The organism is Kutzneria sp. NPDC052558, assembly GCF_044547355.1.
In the GTDB taxonomy this organism is placed as follows: Bacteria; Actinomycetota; Actinomycetes; order Mycobacteriales; family Pseudonocardiaceae; genus Kutzneria.
In genome coordinates this window covers 23,585-41,538 of the sequence record NZ_JBIUAG010000041.1, presented here as the reverse complement: position 1 = coordinate 41,538, position 17,954 = coordinate 23,585, and the positions used below count along the sequence as shown (strand labels likewise).

General features: G+C 71.2%; 15 protein-coding genes. 11 read left to right on the top strand and 4 right to left on the bottom strand.

From position 1 onward, the window contains the following. The first annotated feature begins 101 nt into the window (after window positions 1-101). Together ACIG5F_RS43240 and ACIG5F_RS43235 are read left to right on the top strand one after the other, a co-directional pair. Complete coding sequence (locus ACIG5F_RS43240; protein WP_396526052.1) at window positions 102-1,187, top strand: hypothetical protein; 1,086 nt, start codon at window positions 102-104, stop codon at window positions 1,185-1,187. Then, window positions 1,184-2,344 (top strand): DUF5624 domain-containing protein, encoded by a 1,161-nt coding sequence (locus ACIG5F_RS43235; RefSeq protein WP_396526051.1) that lies wholly within the window; start codon window positions 1,184-1,186, stop codon window positions 2,342-2,344. The genes ACIG5F_RS43240 and ACIG5F_RS43235 overlap by 4 nt, the downstream gene beginning before the upstream one ends. Here the strand turns inward: ACIG5F_RS43235 and ACIG5F_RS43230 are convergent. Next, the gene (locus ACIG5F_RS43230; RefSeq protein ID WP_396526050.1) at window positions 2,339-2,971 is read right to left on the bottom strand and encodes a TetR/AcrR family transcriptional regulator; all 633 of its coding nucleotides are present in this window, start codon (window positions 2,969-2,971) and stop codon (window positions 2,339-2,341) included. The two genes, ACIG5F_RS43235 and ACIG5F_RS43230, sit on opposite strands and share 6 nt — an antisense overlap. A 162-nt stretch (window positions 2,972-3,133) precedes the next feature. Between ACIG5F_RS43230 and ACIG5F_RS43225 the strand changes: the two genes are divergently transcribed. From ACIG5F_RS43225 to ACIG5F_RS43200, 6 genes are all read left to right on the top strand, one after another. Next, the gene (locus ACIG5F_RS43225) at window positions 3,134-4,864 is read left to right on the top strand and encodes an FAD-dependent monooxygenase (RefSeq protein WP_396526049.1); all 1,731 of its coding nucleotides are present in this window, start codon (window positions 3,134-3,136) and stop codon (window positions 4,862-4,864) included. Continuing rightward, window positions 4,861-5,766 carry a fumarylacetoacetate hydrolase family protein gene (locus tag ACIG5F_RS43220; protein ID WP_396526048.1) on the top strand — a complete coding sequence of 302 codons (906 nt, stop codon included), beginning with the start codon at window positions 4,861-4,863 and terminating at the stop codon, window positions 5,764-5,766. The genes ACIG5F_RS43225 and ACIG5F_RS43220 overlap by 4 nt, the downstream gene beginning before the upstream one ends. 32 nt (window positions 5,767-5,798) lie before the next feature. Next, window positions 5,799-6,377 (top strand): NADPH-dependent FMN reductase, encoded by a 579-nt coding sequence (locus ACIG5F_RS43215; protein WP_396526047.1) that lies wholly within the window; start codon window positions 5,799-5,801, stop codon window positions 6,375-6,377. A gap of 316 nt (window positions 6,378-6,693) precedes the next feature. Continuing rightward, window positions 6,694-7,419 carry a hypothetical protein gene (locus ACIG5F_RS43210; protein WP_396526046.1) on the top strand — a complete coding sequence of 242 codons (726 nt, stop codon included), beginning with the start codon at window positions 6,694-6,696 and terminating at the stop codon, window positions 7,417-7,419. Between the two features lie 12 nt (window positions 7,420-7,431). Then, entirely contained in the window at window positions 7,432-8,310 is an 879-nt protein-coding gene (locus ACIG5F_RS43205; protein ID WP_396526045.1) for a hypothetical protein, read from the top strand. Window positions 8,311-8,427: 117 nt separating this feature from the next. Continuing rightward, window positions 8,428-9,219, top strand: coding sequence for a MarR family transcriptional regulator (locus tag ACIG5F_RS43200; protein WP_396526044.1), 792 nt, complete (start codon window positions 8,428-8,430; stop codon window positions 9,217-9,219). Between the two features lie 15 nt (window positions 9,220-9,234). On the opposite strand, the gene ACIG5F_RS43195 is transcribed toward ACIG5F_RS43200, so the two are convergent. Together ACIG5F_RS43195 and ACIG5F_RS43190 are read right to left on the bottom strand one after the other, a co-directional pair. Further along, window positions 9,235-10,014 carry a formylglycine-generating enzyme family protein gene (locus ACIG5F_RS43195; protein ID WP_396526043.1) on the bottom strand — a complete coding sequence of 260 codons (780 nt, stop codon included), beginning with the start codon at window positions 10,012-10,014 and terminating at the stop codon, window positions 9,235-9,237. Window positions 10,015-10,127: 113 nt separating this feature from the next. Beyond that, window positions 10,128-11,987: a beta-mannosidase gene (locus tag ACIG5F_RS43190; protein ID WP_396526042.1), complete on the bottom strand. Its 1,860-nt coding sequence runs from the start codon at window positions 11,985-11,987 to the stop codon at window positions 10,128-10,130. Between the two features lie 125 nt (window positions 11,988-12,112). Between ACIG5F_RS43190 and ACIG5F_RS43185 the strand changes: the two genes are divergently transcribed. From ACIG5F_RS43185 to ACIG5F_RS43175, 3 genes are all read left to right on the top strand, one after another. After that, window positions 12,113-12,970, top strand: coding sequence for a helix-turn-helix domain-containing protein (locus ACIG5F_RS43185; RefSeq protein ID WP_396526041.1), 858 nt, complete (start codon window positions 12,113-12,115; stop codon window positions 12,968-12,970). Between the two features lie 129 nt (window positions 12,971-13,099). Further along, entirely contained in the window at window positions 13,100-14,860 is a 1,761-nt protein-coding gene (locus ACIG5F_RS43180) for a sulfatase (RefSeq protein WP_396526040.1), read from the top strand. After that, on the top strand, window positions 14,857-16,161 hold the full coding sequence (locus ACIG5F_RS43175; RefSeq protein ID WP_396526039.1) for an MFS transporter: 1,305 nt from the start codon (window positions 14,857-14,859) through the stop codon (window positions 16,159-16,161). The genes ACIG5F_RS43180 and ACIG5F_RS43175 overlap by 4 nt, the downstream gene beginning before the upstream one ends. Window positions 16,162-16,193: 32 nt before the next feature. Here ACIG5F_RS43175 and ACIG5F_RS43170 read toward each other — a convergent pair whose 3' ends face one another. Beyond that, on the bottom strand, window positions 16,194-17,912 hold the full coding sequence (locus ACIG5F_RS43170; RefSeq protein ID WP_396526038.1) for an AMP-dependent synthetase/ligase: 1,719 nt from the start codon (window positions 17,910-17,912) through the stop codon (window positions 16,194-16,196). Window positions 17,913-17,954: the final 42 nt, after the last annotated feature.

Below are 17,954 nucleotides of genomic sequence, written 5' to 3'. Positions count from 1 at the left end.
GTGTCAACCCGGCCGGCCCGCGCTACCCGATCGGCGGAGGCGACCGGTTGACAGGGCCACCCGCTGGGCTGAAGATGAATTCAGATTCAACTGGAGGCGACATGGGACACCATCTCGGCGAGCAGGCCAGCATCCCCACCTCGGGTGCGCGCGCGGTCGAGTCCTTCGAACTGGACGGCATGCGCCTGCTGGCGATTCCGCAGTTCGCCTACGACGTGCCGGGCGAGCCAGCCGGCCTGCACGGCGGCGACAGCGAGACCGATCTGCTGCTGCTGCGCCGCGGCGAGCACGGCTACCAGCGGTGGCAGACCCTGCCCGCGCCGGGCGGCGAGGACGCCGAGTTCTTCCGGATCGGCGACCGAGCCTTCCTCGCGGTGGCCAGCATTCGCGGCGGCCGCGGGCCCTACCCCTTCGACGTCGACTCGTCGATCTTCGAATGGAACGGCGACCGGTTCGAGCCGTTCCAGGCGATCGCCGGCTTCGCGGCCAAGCAGTGGCGGCACTTCGAGTTCGACGGCCGGCACTTCCTGGCGCTGGCCCAGGGGTTGGCGCAGCCCGGCCTGGAGCAGGACAACCAGCCCTCGCGCATCTACCACTGGAACGGCACGAAGTTCGAGCACTTCCAGGACATCCCGTCGCAGTGGGCCTACAACTGGCACGCCTTCTCGGTGGACGGCCACCAGTTCCTCGCGCACGCCGATCACCTGAGCCCCTCGGTGCTCTACCGCTGGACCGGCGAGGAATTCGCGCCGTATCAGGACCTCGTGCCCAGCCAGGGCCGGGCCTTCGCCCACTTCACCGACCAGGGCCGACTCTTTCTGGTGGTGGCCCGGCTGCTGGAGGAATCCGTCCTGTTGCGCTGGGACGGCCGGCGGTTCGTCGAGCACCAGACGCTGGCCGGACTGGGCGGCCGCGAGCTCGCGGTGTTCGAGGACGAGTCCGGACTCTACGTGGCGCGCGTGAACTTCCTGACCGGCTCCCCCGCCGATCCGACCGTCGACCTGGCCTCGCAGCTGTACCGGTGGCAGGACGACGCGCTGGTACTGGTCGAGGAGTTCCCGACCACCGGCGGCACCGATGTCGCGGTGATCCGCGACGACGAGGGCGTGCTCCTGGCCGTGACCAACGGTTTGTCCGCCGACCTCCGCTTCGCCGCCCACACCGTGCTCTACCGCTTCACCGGATGACCAGGAGAACCATGCCCGCCCACGAGAGCCCGGAGCTCGTCGATCTGTACACGACGTACACGGCGGCCCCGGACAGCCTCGGCGCACGCCTCGCGCGCACCGCGACCGCGCACGGCGCTTCCGATCCGCTGGTCGTCGCCACCTCCGCCGACTTCGCGCTCTACCCCGGCGGCGGCAAACCGCCGACGGTCGAGGGATTCCGCTACTCCACTCGTGGCTTCAAGGAACTGGCCGGCATCTCCCATCTCGGCCCCGCGCTCGCGAGCCTGGTCCAACTCAAACACCGTTACGGCGACGAGGAGTGGCTGGCCGAGGCCCGGCGGCTGCTGTCCCAGGTGGAGCGAGCACGGGCCGCCAACAGCGTGGAACTGTGGCGGGACACCATCGCGGTCGAGGCCTACCGCGGCCGGGAACAGGCGATCGCCGACATGATCGACCACACCTGCGCGGTGACGGCCCGGTACCTGCGTGCCGCGCTGGCCGACGGCGACTACCTGAACGGGCGGACGCTGCGGTCGGACTACCTGGCCACCGGCGTCGACCGGATGATGATCGCCACGTTCTTCCTGGCCGGCATGGACATCTCGTTCCGCATCCTGCGCTGGTTCGACGAGCAGGAGGTGGACTGGGACCGGGCGATGGTGGTGATCGCCGGCCGGCAGGGCCGCCCCACGGCCGGGGTCACCTGGAACACCTCCAGCATCGCCGCGATGGTGCGGGGCGCGTCGCGCTACCGGCTGCCGCTGGAGCGGATGTACATGGCGCCGCACGCGCCCACCTTCGCCACCCCCGTCGACGGCGACCTGTCGGAGGTGATCGCGTTGGAGGAGCCGTTGCGCCGCATCTGGCTCAGCACTCGCGCCACGGTGGAGATGGGCGAGCTGATGTTCCCGGACCAGCCGCGCTACGTCCCTGGCCAGGCCGACGTGCCCGATCTCGTCGACGCCGGGATCGTCGAGATCAGCGAGATGCCGGCCATTCACGGCCCGGACGACTGGCCCGCGCTGGTCGCCCGGCTGCGCATGGTCCTGGAGGACCCGCGCCAGCTGCTGTCCGGCTGCGTCACCGACTACGCGGTCAGCCAACTCGTGGCGGCCGGCAACGATCCGGCCAAGGTCGTCGTGCCGGGACTGGACGGGGTCGACTACCGATCATGACCGCGCCCGGGCGCGGCCGCCTCGTCTTGGCGGCGTCCCGAGCAGCCCGGTGGCGATCAGGGCGGTCAGGGTCTCGATCGCCGCCGCGGCGTCCTTGGCCGTCCCGTCCTCGGCGAACTGGCTGTAGCAGAAGGATTCCAGCAGGCACACCACCGCAAGGGCCGACATGCGCGCGCGGTCGGCCGGCAGGTCGGCCTGGGCCGGGGTGGCCGCGATGTGGTCGGCCCAGACGTCGACCAGCCGGTCCCGCAGGCCGTGGTGGAACCGCTGGAACTCCGAGCTCAGCATGGACGCCTGGAGGATGCCCCGCCGCTCGGGCAGGTAGCGCTCGTAGGCCGTCCAGAACGCCTCCACGTGGGCCCGGACGTCCTCGACCGTGGCCAGCGTGTGCTGCTCCCCCACGTGCTTGACCACCACGGCGTGCAGCGCCTCGTCGAAGTCCGCGGCGAGCGCCCGCAGCAGCGCGTCCTTGTCGGTGAAGTACCGGTAGAACACGCCCGCGGCCTTGCCCGCCTCCGAGGTGATGTCGGTGACCTTGATCTCCGCGTAGCTCCTGGACACCAGCAGCCGGCGGGCGGCCGCCTTCAGCTCCGCCTCGGTCTGCTGCCCCTTGGTCCGCTCCGCCATCGCACCCCCTCAAACATGAAGATGACGTCATCTTCACATTTGCCTCGGACCGTGTCAAACCTCCGGCGGCGCCGGGCTTGCCAACTAAAACCAGACTGCTAATCTGTTTTTATCGAGGGGGCGCTCACCCCCGACCACTCGTCGAACCTGGGGATGACTCATATGGCCACTGACCTGGAAGTCCCGGTGCTGGTGATCGGGGCGGGCCCCACCGGCCTGACCGCGGCCCACGTGCTGGGCCGCGCCGGCACCCGCAGCCTCGTCGTCGAGCGCCGGGCCGCGATCGGCAAACTGCCCCGCGCGACCGGCGTCCGGATCCGGACCATGGAACTGTTCCGCGCCTGGGGAATCGACGACGCCATCGTCCGCCGGGCCATCCCGGTGCGCGACGGCGGCGAGTTCGCCTGGGTCCACACGGTCGCGGGCGAGCACTACGGAGTCACCACCACGGCGGCCATGGAGAACGGCGCGGTCCGCCGCGCGGCGACGCCGATGGAGGTGGTCTTCTGCCCGCAGGACCAGGTCGAGCCGGTGCTGCTGGACGAGCTGCACCGCAACCCCAACGCCGAGGTGCGGTTCTCCACCGAGGTCATCTCCCTGGCCCAGGACGACGACGGGGTCGTCGCGGTGGCCGAGGACCGGGTGACCGGCGCGGTGACCCGGATCCGCGCCCGCTACGTGCTGGGGGCGGACGGCGCCGGCAGCTTCACCCGCCGGTCCCTCGGTGTGGGGATGACCGGACCGGACGCGCGGGCGTCCTTCGTCAACATCGACTTCCTGGCCGATCTCCAGCCCTACGTCGGGGACTGGCCGGCCGTTCTCTACGCGGTGATCAACACCCGCGCCAGCGGCACGCTCGCCGCCCGTGACGGCCGGCGCCAGTGGTACTTCAGCGTGGCGGCCGGAGGCACGACCGCGGTGGATCCGAGCGATCCGGACAGCTGCGCGCAGGTGATCCGCGACGCGATCGGCGTGCCGGATCTCGACGTCGAGATCGAAAGCGCGCGGACCTGGCACATGGACGCCAAGGTCGCCGAACACTGGCGCCGCGGCAACATCTTCCTGCTGGGCGACGCCGCGCACCGGTTCCCGCCGACCGGCGGTTTCGGCATGAACTCCAGCATTCACGACGCGCACAACCTGGCCTGGAAGCTGCACGCCGTGCTCGCCGGCTGGGCCGGCCCCGAGCTGCTCGACTCGTACGAGGAGGAACGGCGGCCGGTCGCGCGGTTCAACGCCGAGCAGTCCTGGCACAACATGGACCTGATGGCGGAGACCGGCGTCGACTCGCGGATCTACGAGTTCGCCGCCGGGCTGGAGGCGGAGACCGACGCAGCCCAACGCCCGCTGCGGGAGAAGATACGCCGCGGGATTCCCTTGCAGCGGCCCCAACTCGACGGGCTCGGGCAGGACATCGGCTTCGTCTACGCCTCGCGTGCGGTGATCTCCGACGGCACCGCCCCGACACTGGCGCGGAGCCCCGAGTTCAGGCCCTCCGCCGCCCCGGGGCGACGGGTCCCGCACTACACGTTGCTCCGCAACGGATCCGAGTCGTCGCCGCTGGATCTGGTGGAGGGCCGGTTCACGCTGTTCGCCGGCGAGGACGGCGGGCCGTGGGCGGATGCGGCCCGCTCGGCCGCGCGGCTGCGCGGCCTTCCGTTGCAGGCGTTCCGGGTCACCACCGGCCTCGACGCCGGAGCCACCGAACTGCGGGACCCGATGGGGATGTGGAGCAAGTCGGCCGGCACCGGCCCCGACGGGGCCTTCCTGGTCCGGCCGGACGGCCATATCGCCTGGCGCACCGCGGTGGAGGCCGGACCCGAGGCCGCCACCGACATCGGAGCCGTCCTCGACACGATCCTGTCCCGCAAGCCCGAGGGCGGCGCGCTGTGAGGCTCGTGAGCTTCGGCGAGCCCGGGCAGGAGCAGCCCGGCGTGCTTCGCGACGACAAGACGATCGTCGCGCTGCGCGCGCTGCTCGAGCGGCACGCGCCCGGCACGGCGCCCGACATGATCACCGTGCTGGCACGTTTCTCCCTGCTACGCAAGCACATTGCCGACCTGATCGCGGCGCCGGACGCCCCGACGGTGGCGACGGAGTCCGTCCGCATCGGGCCGCCCGTGCCCAACCCCGGGGCGATTGTCGCCGTCGGCGCGAACTACCTCGACCACCTGCGGGAGATCACCGGGCCGGCGACCGAACAGCCGGCCGATCCGGTCCTGTTCCTCAAGCCGGCCTCGTCCCTGAGCGGTCCTCATGATCCGGTCGTCCGGCCGCGCGAGTCGAAGGGCCTGGACTACGAGTGCGAGCTCGCCGTGGTGATCGGCCGCGGCGGCCGCCGCATCCCGGCCAACCGCGCACTGGACCACGCCGCCGGATACATGATCGCCAACGACGTGACGGCCAGGGACCTGATGGCCAAGGACATCGACAAGGGCCCCCTGTTCACGCAGATCCTCCGGGGCAAGGGCTGCGACACGTTCTGCCCGACCGGGCCCTGGCTGCTCACCACCGACGGCGTGCCCGACCTCGCGGCGCTGCGCCTGCGGACCTGGGTCAACGACGAGCTCCGCCAGGACGCCTTCGCCGCGCAGATGGTCGCCACCACCGCGCAGCTCATCGCCTCGGTCAGCGACTGCATGACCCTCAACCCGGGGGACATCATCCTGACCGGCACCCCGGGCGGCGTCGGCAGCAAGCGACAGCCACCGTCCTTTCTGGAACCGGGCGACCGGCTCCGCCTGGAGATCACCGGGCTCGGCCGGATGCAGACCCCGGTCGAGTCCGAGCTGTAAGCCGCGGACCACCTAGCAGGAAGGCCGAACCAATGTCGAAGGTGCAGATCATCGTGGCCAGCACCAGGCCCGGACGGGTGGGGCCGTCCGTGGCCCGCTGGATCGAGACCGCCGCCAAGGAGCACGGCGGCTTCGCCGACGTGGAGCTGATCGACCTCCTGACCGTGAACCTGCCGTTCATGGACGAGCCGCACGCCCCCGCCGAGCACCGCTACGTCCACGCCCACACCAAGGAGTGGAGCGCCACGATCTCCGGGGCCGACGCGTTCGTCTTCGTCACCCCGGAATACAACGGCGGCTTCAACGCGCAGCTCAAGAACGCCATCGACTACCTGTTCACCGAATGGCGGCACAAGCCGGTGGGCCTGGTCGGCTACGGCTTCACCGCCGGCGGCGCCCGCGCCACCCAGATGCTCAAGTCGGTGGTCAGCGCCGTCGGCATGACCCCGGTCGACGGCCCGCACTTCGCCTCCGTGCACCACCTGCTCGACGACAACCGCGAACTCCGCCCGGCCGCCCCGGCCCCGGCGATCGCCGCCAGGATGTTCGACGACCTGCGTCGCCTGTCGGATGCGCTCAAGCCGCTTCGCCAGGAGCGCGGCCTGGAGTAGACAGTCGACCGACCAGACCGCCGGCAGCGGCAGACCGAGCACACGGCATCGCATCGGGCACTCGACCGGCGTGCCTACGCAACGGACTGTCGTACTGGGCCTGCTGGCCGATCGGCTGCCCCACCTGCTGACACGAGGGGTGGACAGCAGCGTGCATTGGCGGGTGACGCTGGTGCGGGACCATGCCGACCGGTTGCATAGGACGGGCGCCAGGATAGGGTGGCTCCGACGTTCAGGGCCTGCTCAGGGCCGCGGACGGCCGGGAGGGGGCTCGGGAATGACCGAATCCGGCTACGGGCGCGATGATCAACCGACCGTGAGTGGGGTCGAGCACACCCCGGATCCGTTCAGGAACGCCGCGCCGCCCGCGTACCCGTATCAGAGTCACGGGTTCCCGCCGCCGGCCAAGCCGCGCCGGACCGGCTGGATCGTGGCCGGGGTCGCCGCGCTGGTGATCGTGCTGGGCGCGGGGGTGGTCATCGGCGTCGTCGCCCGGCAGTCCATCGCCCAGCCGCCGACACCGACCGCGGCCCCGGGCTACTCGATGAACTCGGTTGCCAACGCCTGCGATCTGGTCGATCCCACTCCGCTGACGGCATGGGCGCCCACCCTCGCGGGCCCGCCCCAGCATCGGGAAATCCGCCCGAGCGCCACCGACGCCGGCAGCCTGAGCTGCCAGCTCAGGTACTCCAGCGGCGATGCCCTGACCACGGCCGAGATCCTGCTCGACGCGGACTTCAGCACCGGCAGCGCCTGGTCGTACGACAACTGGAAAAGCTACGACACGGGCAAAACCGGCGCGGGCATGGAGTCCGGCCCGATCACCGGGCTCGGCAGCCAGGGTTACTGGCACTGCGAGGTTTTCGGCGACCTGGTCACCGACACGCGCTACGTGCTGGCCGTGCGGGCCGACAACGTCTCGGTGCGCGTCCGGCTCAACGTCAGCCGCGCCAACGACGTTTCCCAGGTGCGCAACGCCGAACTCCAGTCGGTCGCCGAGGCCGAGGTCCGCAAGACGCTGACCGGGCTGAAGCACAACTAGGGGGTACGGCGCATGACCGACTTACCGGGCGAAGCTGACGACCAGCGCGCCGTGAACGACCCCGATCCCGGGCCGGTCGGCCCCGTTCCGCCTACCCCCGCACCACCCCAGTTCGGTTCCCCCGGGTTCGCCCCGGGCTACGGTCCCCCCGCCGGCTATCCGCCGCCCGTGGCGCCGCCCCGCCGGCCCGGCGGCTCCAGGACGGGACTGGTGGTGGCGACCGCGGTCGGGCTGGTCGCGGTGCTCGGCGTCGGAGTCGTGATCGGACTCGCCGTGAGCGGCGGCGGCTCGTCCACCGGCGCCGCGCCCGCGTCGACTCCGGCCTCACCGAGCCAGGTTCCGCCCGCGACCACCACCGCCCGGCCCTCCGCGCCGCCGGGACCGTACTCGATGAAGACGATCGCCAACGCCTGCGACCTGATCGACCCCACGCCGTTGACGAAGTGGTCCTCCACCCCGACCTCGCCGACGCACCAGGAACTTCCGCCCAGCGACGGCTACGGCGGCGCTCTGACGTGCAATCTGGACTACACCAACACATCCCCCGTCGACGGCGTCACCACCGACGAAGCCGGCATCGGCGTCAGCGTCGAGTTCACCTCGGCCGGGCAGCCACCGGGATACGACCAGTGGAACGACACCGCGCAGCCGGGGTGGAGCACCGGCACGATCCCCGGACTCGGCGCCCGCAACCGCTGGCGCGGGATAGCCGGCACGGACCCGTCGCCGGGCGCGAACTACGTCATCGCCGTGCAGGACGCCAACGTGTCGGTGAAGGTCCAGGTCGCCGTCCTGCGCGCGCGGGGCGAGGCCCCGCCGAAGCTGGACGACCTCTCCGCGATCGGGGAATCGCAGATGCGGGCCGTGCTGGATCGGCTCAAACAACCGTGACGGAGTTGTCGAATCCGGGCCGTCTCGTTCGTCGCTCAGGTGAGGCAGCGCCAACCGGGGCCGCCGCCACGACCACAGGAGACACCGATGTCGCACCCGCGGGCCAAGGTCCACCGCATGTTCGAGTTGCTCGAGCCGATCGCCACCATCACCTACTCCGCGGTGCCGAACGAGGCGTTCCTGGCCGTGGGCATGCGCAACTACTGGGACGGCTACTTCGCCGGCCGGGCCGCGCCGCTGGGCCTGGCCCCCGCCGAGGTGGTGCACGCGGTCTTCTACAACTTCGCCGACGGAGAGGTCGCGCGCCACATCCCGTGGGTCTGGGGGAAGATCACCCCGCAGGAGGCGATCGCCGTGCGCGAGCAGGGCAGCGCCACCGCGCTGCGCCAGACGCTCGGTGAACTCGCCGACTCCCCCGATCTGGTCCGCATCGCCGAGCTCGCCACCCGAGCCGCCACCAGCGCGCCGACCGAGGGCCGTGCGCTGTACGCCGGCCTCCGGGCGCTCGCCGTTCCCGCCGAGCCGGTGGCCCAACTCTGGCACGCGGCCACACTGCTGCGTGAACACCGCGGAGACGGCCACAACGCCGCCTTGCTCGCCCACGGCATCGGCGGCACCGAAGCCCACGTCCTGCTCGCCCTCTCCCTCGGCATGAAGGCCGAGGAGTTCGGCCGGATCCACCACCTGCCCAAGGCCCACCTGGCCGCCGTCGTGACCGGGCTCCACGCCCGCGGCCTCGTGACCCCCGCCGGCGTATTCACCGACACCGGCCGGGCCACCAAGCAGCGCATCGAGGCCCTCACCGACGACCTGGCCGCACCGGCCTACACCGTGCTCAGCGCCGACGAGCTCGACGAACTGATCGCCGGACTCGAGCCCATCGCCGCCGCAGCCCAGGCCGTCGACTGATCGCGAGTTTCTCGTTCAGCGCGGTGGCTCGGGGTCGGCGGCGGTGCGGAAGCCGAGGTTGCCGCTGGAGGAGTCGGGGGTGTTTCGCATGCGGGCGGCGACGCGGTAGCGGTTGCAGTAGGAGGGGTGGCAGAGGTAGGAGCCGCCGCGCATGGCGCGGGTGGTGCGGTGGTGGTCGAACCAGTCGGAGCACCACTCCCAGACGTTGCCGGCCATGTTGTGGAGGCCGAAGCCGTTGGGAGGGAAGGAGTGGACGGGGGCGGTGCCGGAGTAGCCGTCCTCGGCGAGGTCGCGTGCGGGGAAAGGGCCCTGCCAGATGTTGCACTGGTGTCGGCCGCCGGGGGTGAGCTCGTCGCCCCAGGGGAAGCGGGCCTGGTCGAGGCCGCCGCGAGCGGCGTACTCCCACTCGGCCTCGGTGGGGAGCCGGCGGCCGGCCCAGGCGCAGTAGGCCACGGCGTCGGCCCACGAGACGTGCACGACGGGGTGGTCCCAGCGGCCGTCGAGGTCGGAGCCGGGCCCTTCGGGATGCCGCCAGTAGGCCCCGGCGACGGCGCACCACCAGGGGGCGCTGTCGGGGCGGGGAGACACAGCGCGGAGCCGGCCGGGGAGGAAGCGGGCAAAAACGTAGGTCCAGCCGAAGGTTTCCGCCTCGGTGCGGTAGCCGGTGGCGGAGACGAAGGCGGCGAAGCGGGTGTTGGAGACGGCGTGGGGATCGATGGCGAACGGGGCGACCTCGACCTCGCGCACGGGGCCCTCATGGTCGTCGGGGAAGCCGTCACGGTCATCGGCGCCCATGCGGAAAACGCCACCGGGCAACACAATCAGGCCGTCGGTGTCGCGCGCGACGGGCGGCGTGGAGCTGGCGGCGGGGCGGGATGATCGCGACGGCGGGCAGCATTCGGCGGGGGTCATGAGGCGTCGAGTGGGACGATCGCGGCCCCGAAGGGCGCAAGGGTGCCGAAAGGCGTTGTCACGGCGCGGTTGTGTTCGCTGACGACGATGGCGAACCTGGCACCGTCGTCCCGAATCAGGGTGTCGACGATCAGACGGGGATCGCCGTCGTTGTCGATCGCTGGCAGCGCATCGGCTTCAAGACCCAGCGCGCGGTAGAGGCGGACAGTGTCGTCGGGGTTGACCTGGGGAGTGCGGGCGGCGAAGTACTCGACGGGATAGCCGAGCAGCACGATGCGCCCGGCGCCGATGCTGCGGTCGGCGAAGGCCGGCGAGCCGTCCACGGTGCCGAGCACACCGGCGGTGACCGGCTCGAAAGGCAGGCGGGATCGCCCGGAGTAGCTGCCGGCGCTGGCGAAAGCCAACTGGTCGCCGGCGTTCAGCGAACCCAGCGGCGCGGAGAAGGTGAGCGTGACGACGTCGGAGTCGACGGGCGAGACCAGGCCGTAGCGCAGGCCGTGCCGGATGCCGAACATGCCGTCGAAATCCGGATGCCACGGGCCGCGCTGGGCCGCAATGTCGCCGGAGAAATAGGAGACGTAGACCAGCGAGCCTTCCTCGGCCCGCTGTTCGAGCAGCTGCCAGGTCGGACCGTTCAGCCGCTGTCCACAAGGGACGATCACGAGCCGGGCCGGCGGGATCCCGTCGGCTTCGCGGACCAACAAGGGGGTGAGCCCGGCCAGCCGGGCCGAGACGTAGGCCTGGTGCAGGATCTCGAACTGGACCGCGGCCGCGCCGTCGGGCACGCCCGGGGTGTCGCCGTCCAGCCACTCCGGCACGACCATGATCACCTCGGTGTCGGCCCGGCGGCACCGGCGCAGGTCGATGTCCCGCAACGACGTGGCGAAGGCCGACAGTTCCAGCGCGGGCTGCTTCGGCCGGCGGTCGGGCGTCATGATGCCGAAGTGCAGCTCGAACGGGTGGTGGCTGTACGGCGGCTGCGCGACGAGGTCGAAGTCCGTGTTGTTCCACGCCAGAAAGCCGCTCGCGCCGGCCGCCAGCGCGGTGTGCAGGCATTGGCGGTAGTAGTCGCCCGCGTGGTCGTCGCTGGCGAAGTTGCTGGTCAGGCCGAACTCCTCGAGCACGACGGGCAGGCCGAAGGCGCCCGCGAGCTCGATCCGGAACGCGATGAGCAGGTGCTGGCGGATCAGGTCGTCGCCCATGCCGTAGAGATGCGGGCCGATCCAGTCGATCGTGTCCCGCAGGCGGCGCAGGCGGAACCCGTTGTCCTCGCCGTAGAGGTCGACGCCGAGCACCCCGTCGCCGAGGGAGACCGGGCCGCGCCCGCCGCCGGCCCGCACGGCCTGCACCATCAGCTCGGCCCAGGCCTGGATGGTGTCGGGTGAGTCCGAGCCGCCGTAGAAGTGCATCTCGTTGCTGATGAGCCAGCCGGCGATCGCCGGGTGGTCGGCGACGGCCGCGGTGACGGTGCGGATGTAGCGGGCCTGGCGCCCCAGCAGCACCCCGTCCGCGTACAGGTTCCCGCCGTGACGCCACGGCGGGTCGAAGTCGCGCCCGGACATGCCGCCGATGATGAAAGTCGGGATGGTCGCCAGGCCGTGGTCGGCGTGCAGGTCCAGCAACCGCCGGAGCCGGCCGATCATGTCCCGGTCGATCACGTCCGGCTCGGGGTGGAAGTCCGGCCAGAAGCAGAAGCTGCGGGTGACGTTGAGGCCGAGCCCGGCCAGCGCGGCGAGCTCGGCCGAGATCGTGGCCTCGTCGAAGTCGCGCCACATGAACGGCCCGCCGGCCGCGCTCCAGTAGTTCACCCCCAGCCACGGCTGGCCGGGCAGAACCGGGAAGGGGCGCGAAACCATGGGCATCCTTCGTGCTCGCCGACGACTACCGGGCCGGAGCCTAATCAGCGGCGGCCCGGCGGGCACATGGAGTGGGTGCTGGACGATTCGCTGGCCGGCCGGTCGTGCCCGGATAGTCTGCGGCGGTGCCACCAGAGCGGTTCCGCATGCTGCCCGCGCCGCTGGCCGCCCGCGCCCTGTCCGAGGGCCTCACCGCCCGCCTGCTGGTCACCGACGCCGGGGTCTTCCCGCGGCGGGCCGGCCGCGGGATGACCCGTCCCCGCGGCGCGCCCGAGACGATCGTGATCATCTGCCGTGAGGGCGCGGGCCGGGTGTGGGCCGGCGGCCAGTCCCACCAGGTCCGGGCCAACGACGCGATCGTCCTGCCGCAGCACGAACCGCACGGCTACCGGTCCGATCCCCGCGATCCCTGGGGGATCTCCTGGTTCCACGCCAACGGTCTGGACGTCCCCGAGCTGACCAGGGCGGCGCTGGGCCCGGACCGGCAGCTGGTCGGACCGCTGCGGGACGGCTACGCGGTGTTGGGCCTGGTCGAGCAGGTGATGGCCGCGCTCGAACGGGACGAGACCGAGTCGAGCCTGCTCGCGGCCTCGGGCGCGGCCTGGCACGTGTTCGCGCGGATCGCGGCGGACCGCCGCCTCGGCCCGGCCGGCACGAACGACCGGGTGAGCGCGGTCCGCGACCACCTGCGGCAGAACTTCCGGACCACGCCCAGCGTCGCCGAACTGGCCCGCCTGACCGGCCTGAGCACCTCGCACTTCGCCGCGCTGTTCCGCAAGGCGACCGGGATGGGGGTGCTGGAGTACGTCAAACGCCTGCGCAACGCCCACGCCCGCGAGCTGCTCGTCACCACCGACCTGCCGGTCGCGGAGGTCAGCCGGTCCGCCGGCTACGCCGACCCGTTCTACTTCTCCCGGCAGTTCCACGCCATCAACGGGGTCAGCCCGAGCGGCTTCCGGGCCCAGCAGCGCGGCGAGGACTGAGAGCTGGTCTGATCGACGGCCTGACCTGGACGAATCGACGAAGTCCTGAGCTGTTCTTGACCGCCCGTTCCGCGCCCCGGTTCGCTGGCGTCGACACCGTCGACACCGTCGATCACGGGAGGGGGCCGGATGAGGGCGATCATGGTGATGTTCGACAGCCTGAACCGGCGTTTCCTGCCGCCGTACGGCAACGAATGGGTGCACGCGCCCCACTTCACCCGGCTCGCCCGGCGTACGGTCACCTTCGACACCTGCTACGCCGGCAGCATGCCGTGCATGCCGGCGCGCCGGGAGATGCACACGGCTCGCCACAACTTCCTGCACCGGTCCTGGGGTCCGCTGGAGCCGTTCGACGACTCGGTGCCGGAGATGCTGGCCGACGCCGGCGTCTACACGCACATCGCGACCGATCACCCGCACTACTGGGAGGACGGCGGCGCGACCTATCACACCCGGTTCCGCACGCACGAGTTCTTCCGCGGCCAGGAAGGCGACCCCTGGAAGGGACAGGTCGCCGATCCGCCGGAGCCGTGCGCCCACCGCGAGGTGCGCGGGCCGCTGTGGCGCCAGGATCTGGTCAACCGCCAGTACCTGCGGGACGAGTCCGACCATCCGCAGACCAGGACCGTGGACGCGGGCATCGAGTTCATCGAGCACAACCGCGAGGCGGACCGGTGGTTCCTACAGATCGAGTGCTTCGATCCGCACGAGCCGTTCTTCACCTACGACGGCTACCGCCGCCACTACCCGGCGCCTGGTGCTGGGCCGCGGTTCGACTGGCCGGACTACAGACGGGTCGACGAGCCGCCGGAGCTGGTCGACACGGCGCGCCACGAGTACGCCGCCCTGCTGTCGATGTGCGACAGATCCCTGGGCCGGGTGCTCGACGCGATGGACCGCCATGACCTGTGGCCGGACACGGCGCTCATCGTCTGCACCGACCACGGGCTGCTGCTCGGCGAGCACGGCTGGTGGGGCAAGAATGTCCAGCCCTGGTACGACGAGAACATCCACACGCCGCTGTTCGTCTGGGATCCCCGCAGCGGCGGCGCGGGCGAGCGCCGGGCCCAACTGGTGCAGACGATCGACTTCGGCCCGATCCTGCTGGACCTGTTCGGCGTCGAGCCGACCCCGAGGATGGCCGGCCGCAGCATCGCGCCGGTGCTGGCCGAGGATCGCCCGATCCACGAGTCCGCCCTGTTCGGCAGCTTCGGCGGGCACGTCAACGTCACCGACGGCCGGCACGTCTACATGCGCGGGATCGTGACCGCCGACAACCAGCCGCTCCACGAGCACACGCTGATGCCGACCCACATGAACCGCCGGTTCGACCCGGACGAGCTGCGGTCGGCCGAACTCGTGCCGGCGTTGCCGTTCACCCGGGGCGTGCCGGTGCTGCGCGTGCCCGGCGCCGCGTTCGGCGATCCGGCGTCGTTCGGCACCGTCCTGTTCGACCTGCACGAGGATCCCGAGCAGCTGCGCCCCGTCCTCGACGACGAGCTCGAACTGCGGATGATTCGCCTGCTGCTCAACGGAATGCGGGCTGCCGACGCGCCCGACTCCCAGTACCTGCGCCTCGGGCTGCCCCGGCACGGGCCGCCCGGGCCCGAGCACCTGCTCGCCCGCCGGCAGCACGACCAGTACCTCGCCTCGCTCGCGCCGCTGCCGGAGCCGGAGCAGTTCCGGGCGGTGAACACCGCGCTCGGCGAGCTGCTGCGACAGCCCGGCGCGGCCGCCGTGCTGCACCGGGAACTCGGTCCGGTCGTCGGGCACCTGGCCAGATCCGCGCCGACGAGTTCCCTTGTCGCGCTGGCCCGCTTCAGCCCCGCCCTCACGCACGCGGTCCTGCATCGGCTGGACGAGCTGCTGGCCGAACAAGGAGAACCGTGACTACGTCTGTCTCCCCGACCCCCATCGTTCCCGGGCGCTGGCGCAAGCTGTCGCTGATCTCGGCCGGGCTGTGGGCGGACAACAACGAGGGCTCGATCCTGGGCACCCTCGCGCCGGTGATCATCGCGGCCCTGGCCCTGCCGCTGAGCGCGCTGGGCCTGCTCAACGCCATCGGCAAGGCGACCAGCATCGTGTTCGGGCCGATCTGGGCGTGGATCGCCCGCCGCACCAACCGGAAGACGACCTTCGTCATCGCGGTCGCGCTGACCGGCGTGTCGACCGCCGCCAACGGGCTTTCCCAGGACTACGGGCAGATCATCGCGTTCTACGCGTTGTCCTCGATCTTCATCTCGGCCGCGCTGCCGATCGTCACCGAGATCGCCACCGACCTGTTCGACGAGCAGTCGCGCGGCCGGGCCTCCGGCTACACCTGGGGCGCGATCTCCATTCTCGGCGCGGTCGGCGGCCCGCTCATCGGGCAGCTGGCCAACGTGCCGGACGGCTGGCGCTACGGCTTCTTCGGCTGGGGCGCGCTGACGCTGGTCGTGTCGCTGGTGATCGCGGTGTTCTTCCAGGACCCGGGCGTCGGCGCGAGCGAGCCGACCACGGCGCTGATCAGCGCGCAGACCCGCCGTGAGAACGAGCGGCTGACCCGGGCCAAGCTCAAGAGCCTGTTCCGCATCCCGACTTTCACCCTGATGCTGGTGCAGCGGCTGCTCAGCGGCCACCTCCTGATCGCCGGCTTCGGGATCACGTTCCTGGTGCAGCAGTACCACTTCGCCACCGCGACGGCGGCGATCGTCTCCCTGCCCAACGGGATCGGGTTCATCGTCGGGGCGCTGGCCGGCGGGTTCGTCACCGACAAGCTCCAGGCCCGCGATCCCCGGCGGGGCCGGGTGATCGTGCTTCAGTCGGCGCAGTTCCTCTTTGCCGTGGCGGCGATTCTCGGCACTCAGTTCGACTACGAGTCCATCGGCGTCTACGCCGTGTTCTGGGCGCTGATGGGCCTGTTCCAGGGCGTCAACCCGGGCGTGAACCGGCCGATCGTGGCCGCGGTGACCCCGCCGGAACTGCGCGGCGCGGCCTTCGCCCTGATGCTGTCGGTGTTCGAGGCGCTCGCGTACGTGATCTTCAACCTGGCCGCGGGCTACCTGGGCGAGTGGATCGGCCTCGGCGTCGTGATGCTGCTGATTCCCGGCGCGCTGATGCTGGTCAACGGCGTGTACTGCACCCTGCTGTACCGGACGTATCCGCGTGATGTCGCCGCCCTCGACCAGCAGCTGCGCTCACGGGCGAGCTGAGATCTCCACCGCGCCCGCCTGTCCGGCTGAGCTCACCGGGCGTAGAGGGACTCGATCTCGGCGGCGTAGCGGGCGGCGATGGGGCGGCGGCGCAGTTTCATGGTGTGGGTGAGCAGTTCGCTGCCGGGTTCCCAGTGGGTGGGCAGGATCAGGAACTTCTTGAGCTGCTCGACGCGGGACAGGGTCTGGTTGGCGGCGTCGACGGCGTCGGCGACCAGGGCCTGGACCTCGGGGTGGGCGGCGAGCAGGGCGGGGTCGGCGGGCAGGCCCCTGCGGGCGGCGGCGTCGGGGTCGAGCACGACGAGGCCGACGTTGTACGGCCGGTTGTCGCCGATGGCCACGACCTGGGCGATGAGGGCGCTACGGTCCTTGACGGCCTTCTCGATGTTGGCCGGGGACATGTTCTTGCCGTGGGCGTTGATGATCAGCTCCTTCTTGCGGTCGAGGACGCGCACGTAGCCGTCCTCGTCGATGGAGCCGATGTCGCCGGTGTGCAGCCAGCCGTCGGGGTCGATGGCCTCGGCGGTCAGGTCGGGCCGGCCGAGGTAGCCCTTCATGACGATGGGTCCGCGCACCAGCAGCTCGCCGTCGTCGGCGACGCGGATCTCGACGCCGGGCAGGGGCTTGCCGACGGCGCCGATCCGCAGCTCGCCGTGGGGGGCGAGGGCGGCGACACAGGTCAGCTCGGACATGCCCCAGATGTCGCTGAGCGGGATCCCGATGGCGTTGAAGAACTCGACGAGCTCGGCCGAGATCGGGGCCGCGCCGGACTGGACGACCCGGGCCTGGTCGAGACCGAGCAGGGCGCGCAGCGGGGCGAACACGGCCTCGTCCACGCCCTGGTACTCCTTGTCCAACTCCGGGGGCACCTCGCCCGCCTGCCGGGCCCGGACGTGGCGTCGGCCGATCTCCAGCGCCTGCTGGAACTCCTCGCGGCGGGAAGCGGCCGCCGCCTCGATGCCGGCCCGGACGTTGTGCCACATCTGGGGCACCGTGCCGAAATTCGTCGGCCTGGTGTCCAGCAGCGCGGCCATGACGTCGTGGCGATCGGCGACGGTGGTCACCTGCGTCCCGCACACCGCCTGGAGGTAGTGCCCGCCCACCCGGTCGGCGATGTGCGCGGAGGGCAGGAACGACAGGGTCCGGTCTCCGGGCCCCACCCGCAGGACGGTGTTGACACCGGCGATCTCCGCGAGCACGTTCGCGTGGGTGATCTGCACGCCCTTGGGATCCCCGGTGGTGCCCGAGGTGTAGATCAGCGTCAGCACGTCGTCCGGCTGCACCGCCCGCCACGTGGCCTCGAAGTCGAACCCTGGCGCGGACGCCGACTCCAGCTCGGCCAGCGTCGTGGTTCCGGCCGGATGACCGTCCACGCAGACGACGTGCGGACCGAACACCTTGGCGGCGAACTGTTCCTCGCACACCACGACCTTGGGTTCGGCGCTGCCGAACAGGAACCGGATCTGCTCGGGCGAGGAGGTGTTGTAGACCGAGAACGGCGTGGCCCCGAGGTGGAAGGCCGCGGCGTCGACGAGGTGGAACTCCGGGCGGTTGGTCATCATCAACGCGACCGTGTCGCCGCGGCGCACCCCCAGGGACGCCAGCCCGGTCGCGATGGCCCGCACCCGCCGACCGTACTCCCGCCAGGTGATCGTGACCCCGTCGCCGGGAGTGCGCAGGGCGACGTCGTCCGGGCGGCGGCTGGCGGTGGTCTGGAAGGCCTCGGCGATGGAGTTCACGGTCTCGCGCATCGGATCCCCGCATTCAGTTGACACAAAGTCAACAGCAGACTA

Coding starts and splice junctions, on each gene's coding strand:
- ACIG5F_RS43170 (WP_396526038.1), bottom strand. CDS start 17,912: ATGCGCGAGACCGTGAACTCCATCGCCGAGGCCTTCCAGACCACCGCC.
- ACIG5F_RS43225 (WP_396526049.1), top strand. CDS start 3,134: ATGGCCACTGACCTGGAAGTCCCGGTGCTGGTGATCGGGGCGGGCCCC.
- ACIG5F_RS43235 (WP_396526051.1), top strand. CDS start 1,184: ATGACCAGGAGAACCATGCCCGCCCACGAGAGCCCGGAGCTCGTCGAT.
- ACIG5F_RS43240 (WP_396526052.1), top strand. CDS start 102: ATGGGACACCATCTCGGCGAGCAGGCCAGCATCCCCACCTCGGGTGCG.
- ACIG5F_RS43205 (WP_396526045.1), top strand. CDS start 7,432: ATGACCGACTTACCGGGCGAAGCTGACGACCAGCGCGCCGTGAACGAC.
- ACIG5F_RS43195 (WP_396526043.1), bottom strand. CDS start 10,014: ATGGGCGCCGATGACCGTGACGGCTTCCCCGACGACCATGAGGGCCCC.
- ACIG5F_RS43180 (WP_396526040.1), top strand. CDS start 13,100: ATGAGGGCGATCATGGTGATGTTCGACAGCCTGAACCGGCGTTTCCTG.
- ACIG5F_RS43230 (WP_396526050.1), bottom strand. CDS start 2,971: ATGGCGGAGCGGACCAAGGGGCAGCAGACCGAGGCGGAGCTGAAGGCG.
- ACIG5F_RS43200 (WP_396526044.1), top strand. CDS start 8,428: ATGTTCGAGTTGCTCGAGCCGATCGCCACCATCACCTACTCCGCGGTG.
- ACIG5F_RS43190 (WP_396526042.1), bottom strand. CDS start 11,987: ATGGTTTCGCGCCCCTTCCCGGTTCTGCCCGGCCAGCCGTGGCTGGGG.
- ACIG5F_RS43215 (WP_396526047.1), top strand. CDS start 5,799: ATGTCGAAGGTGCAGATCATCGTGGCCAGCACCAGGCCCGGACGGGTG.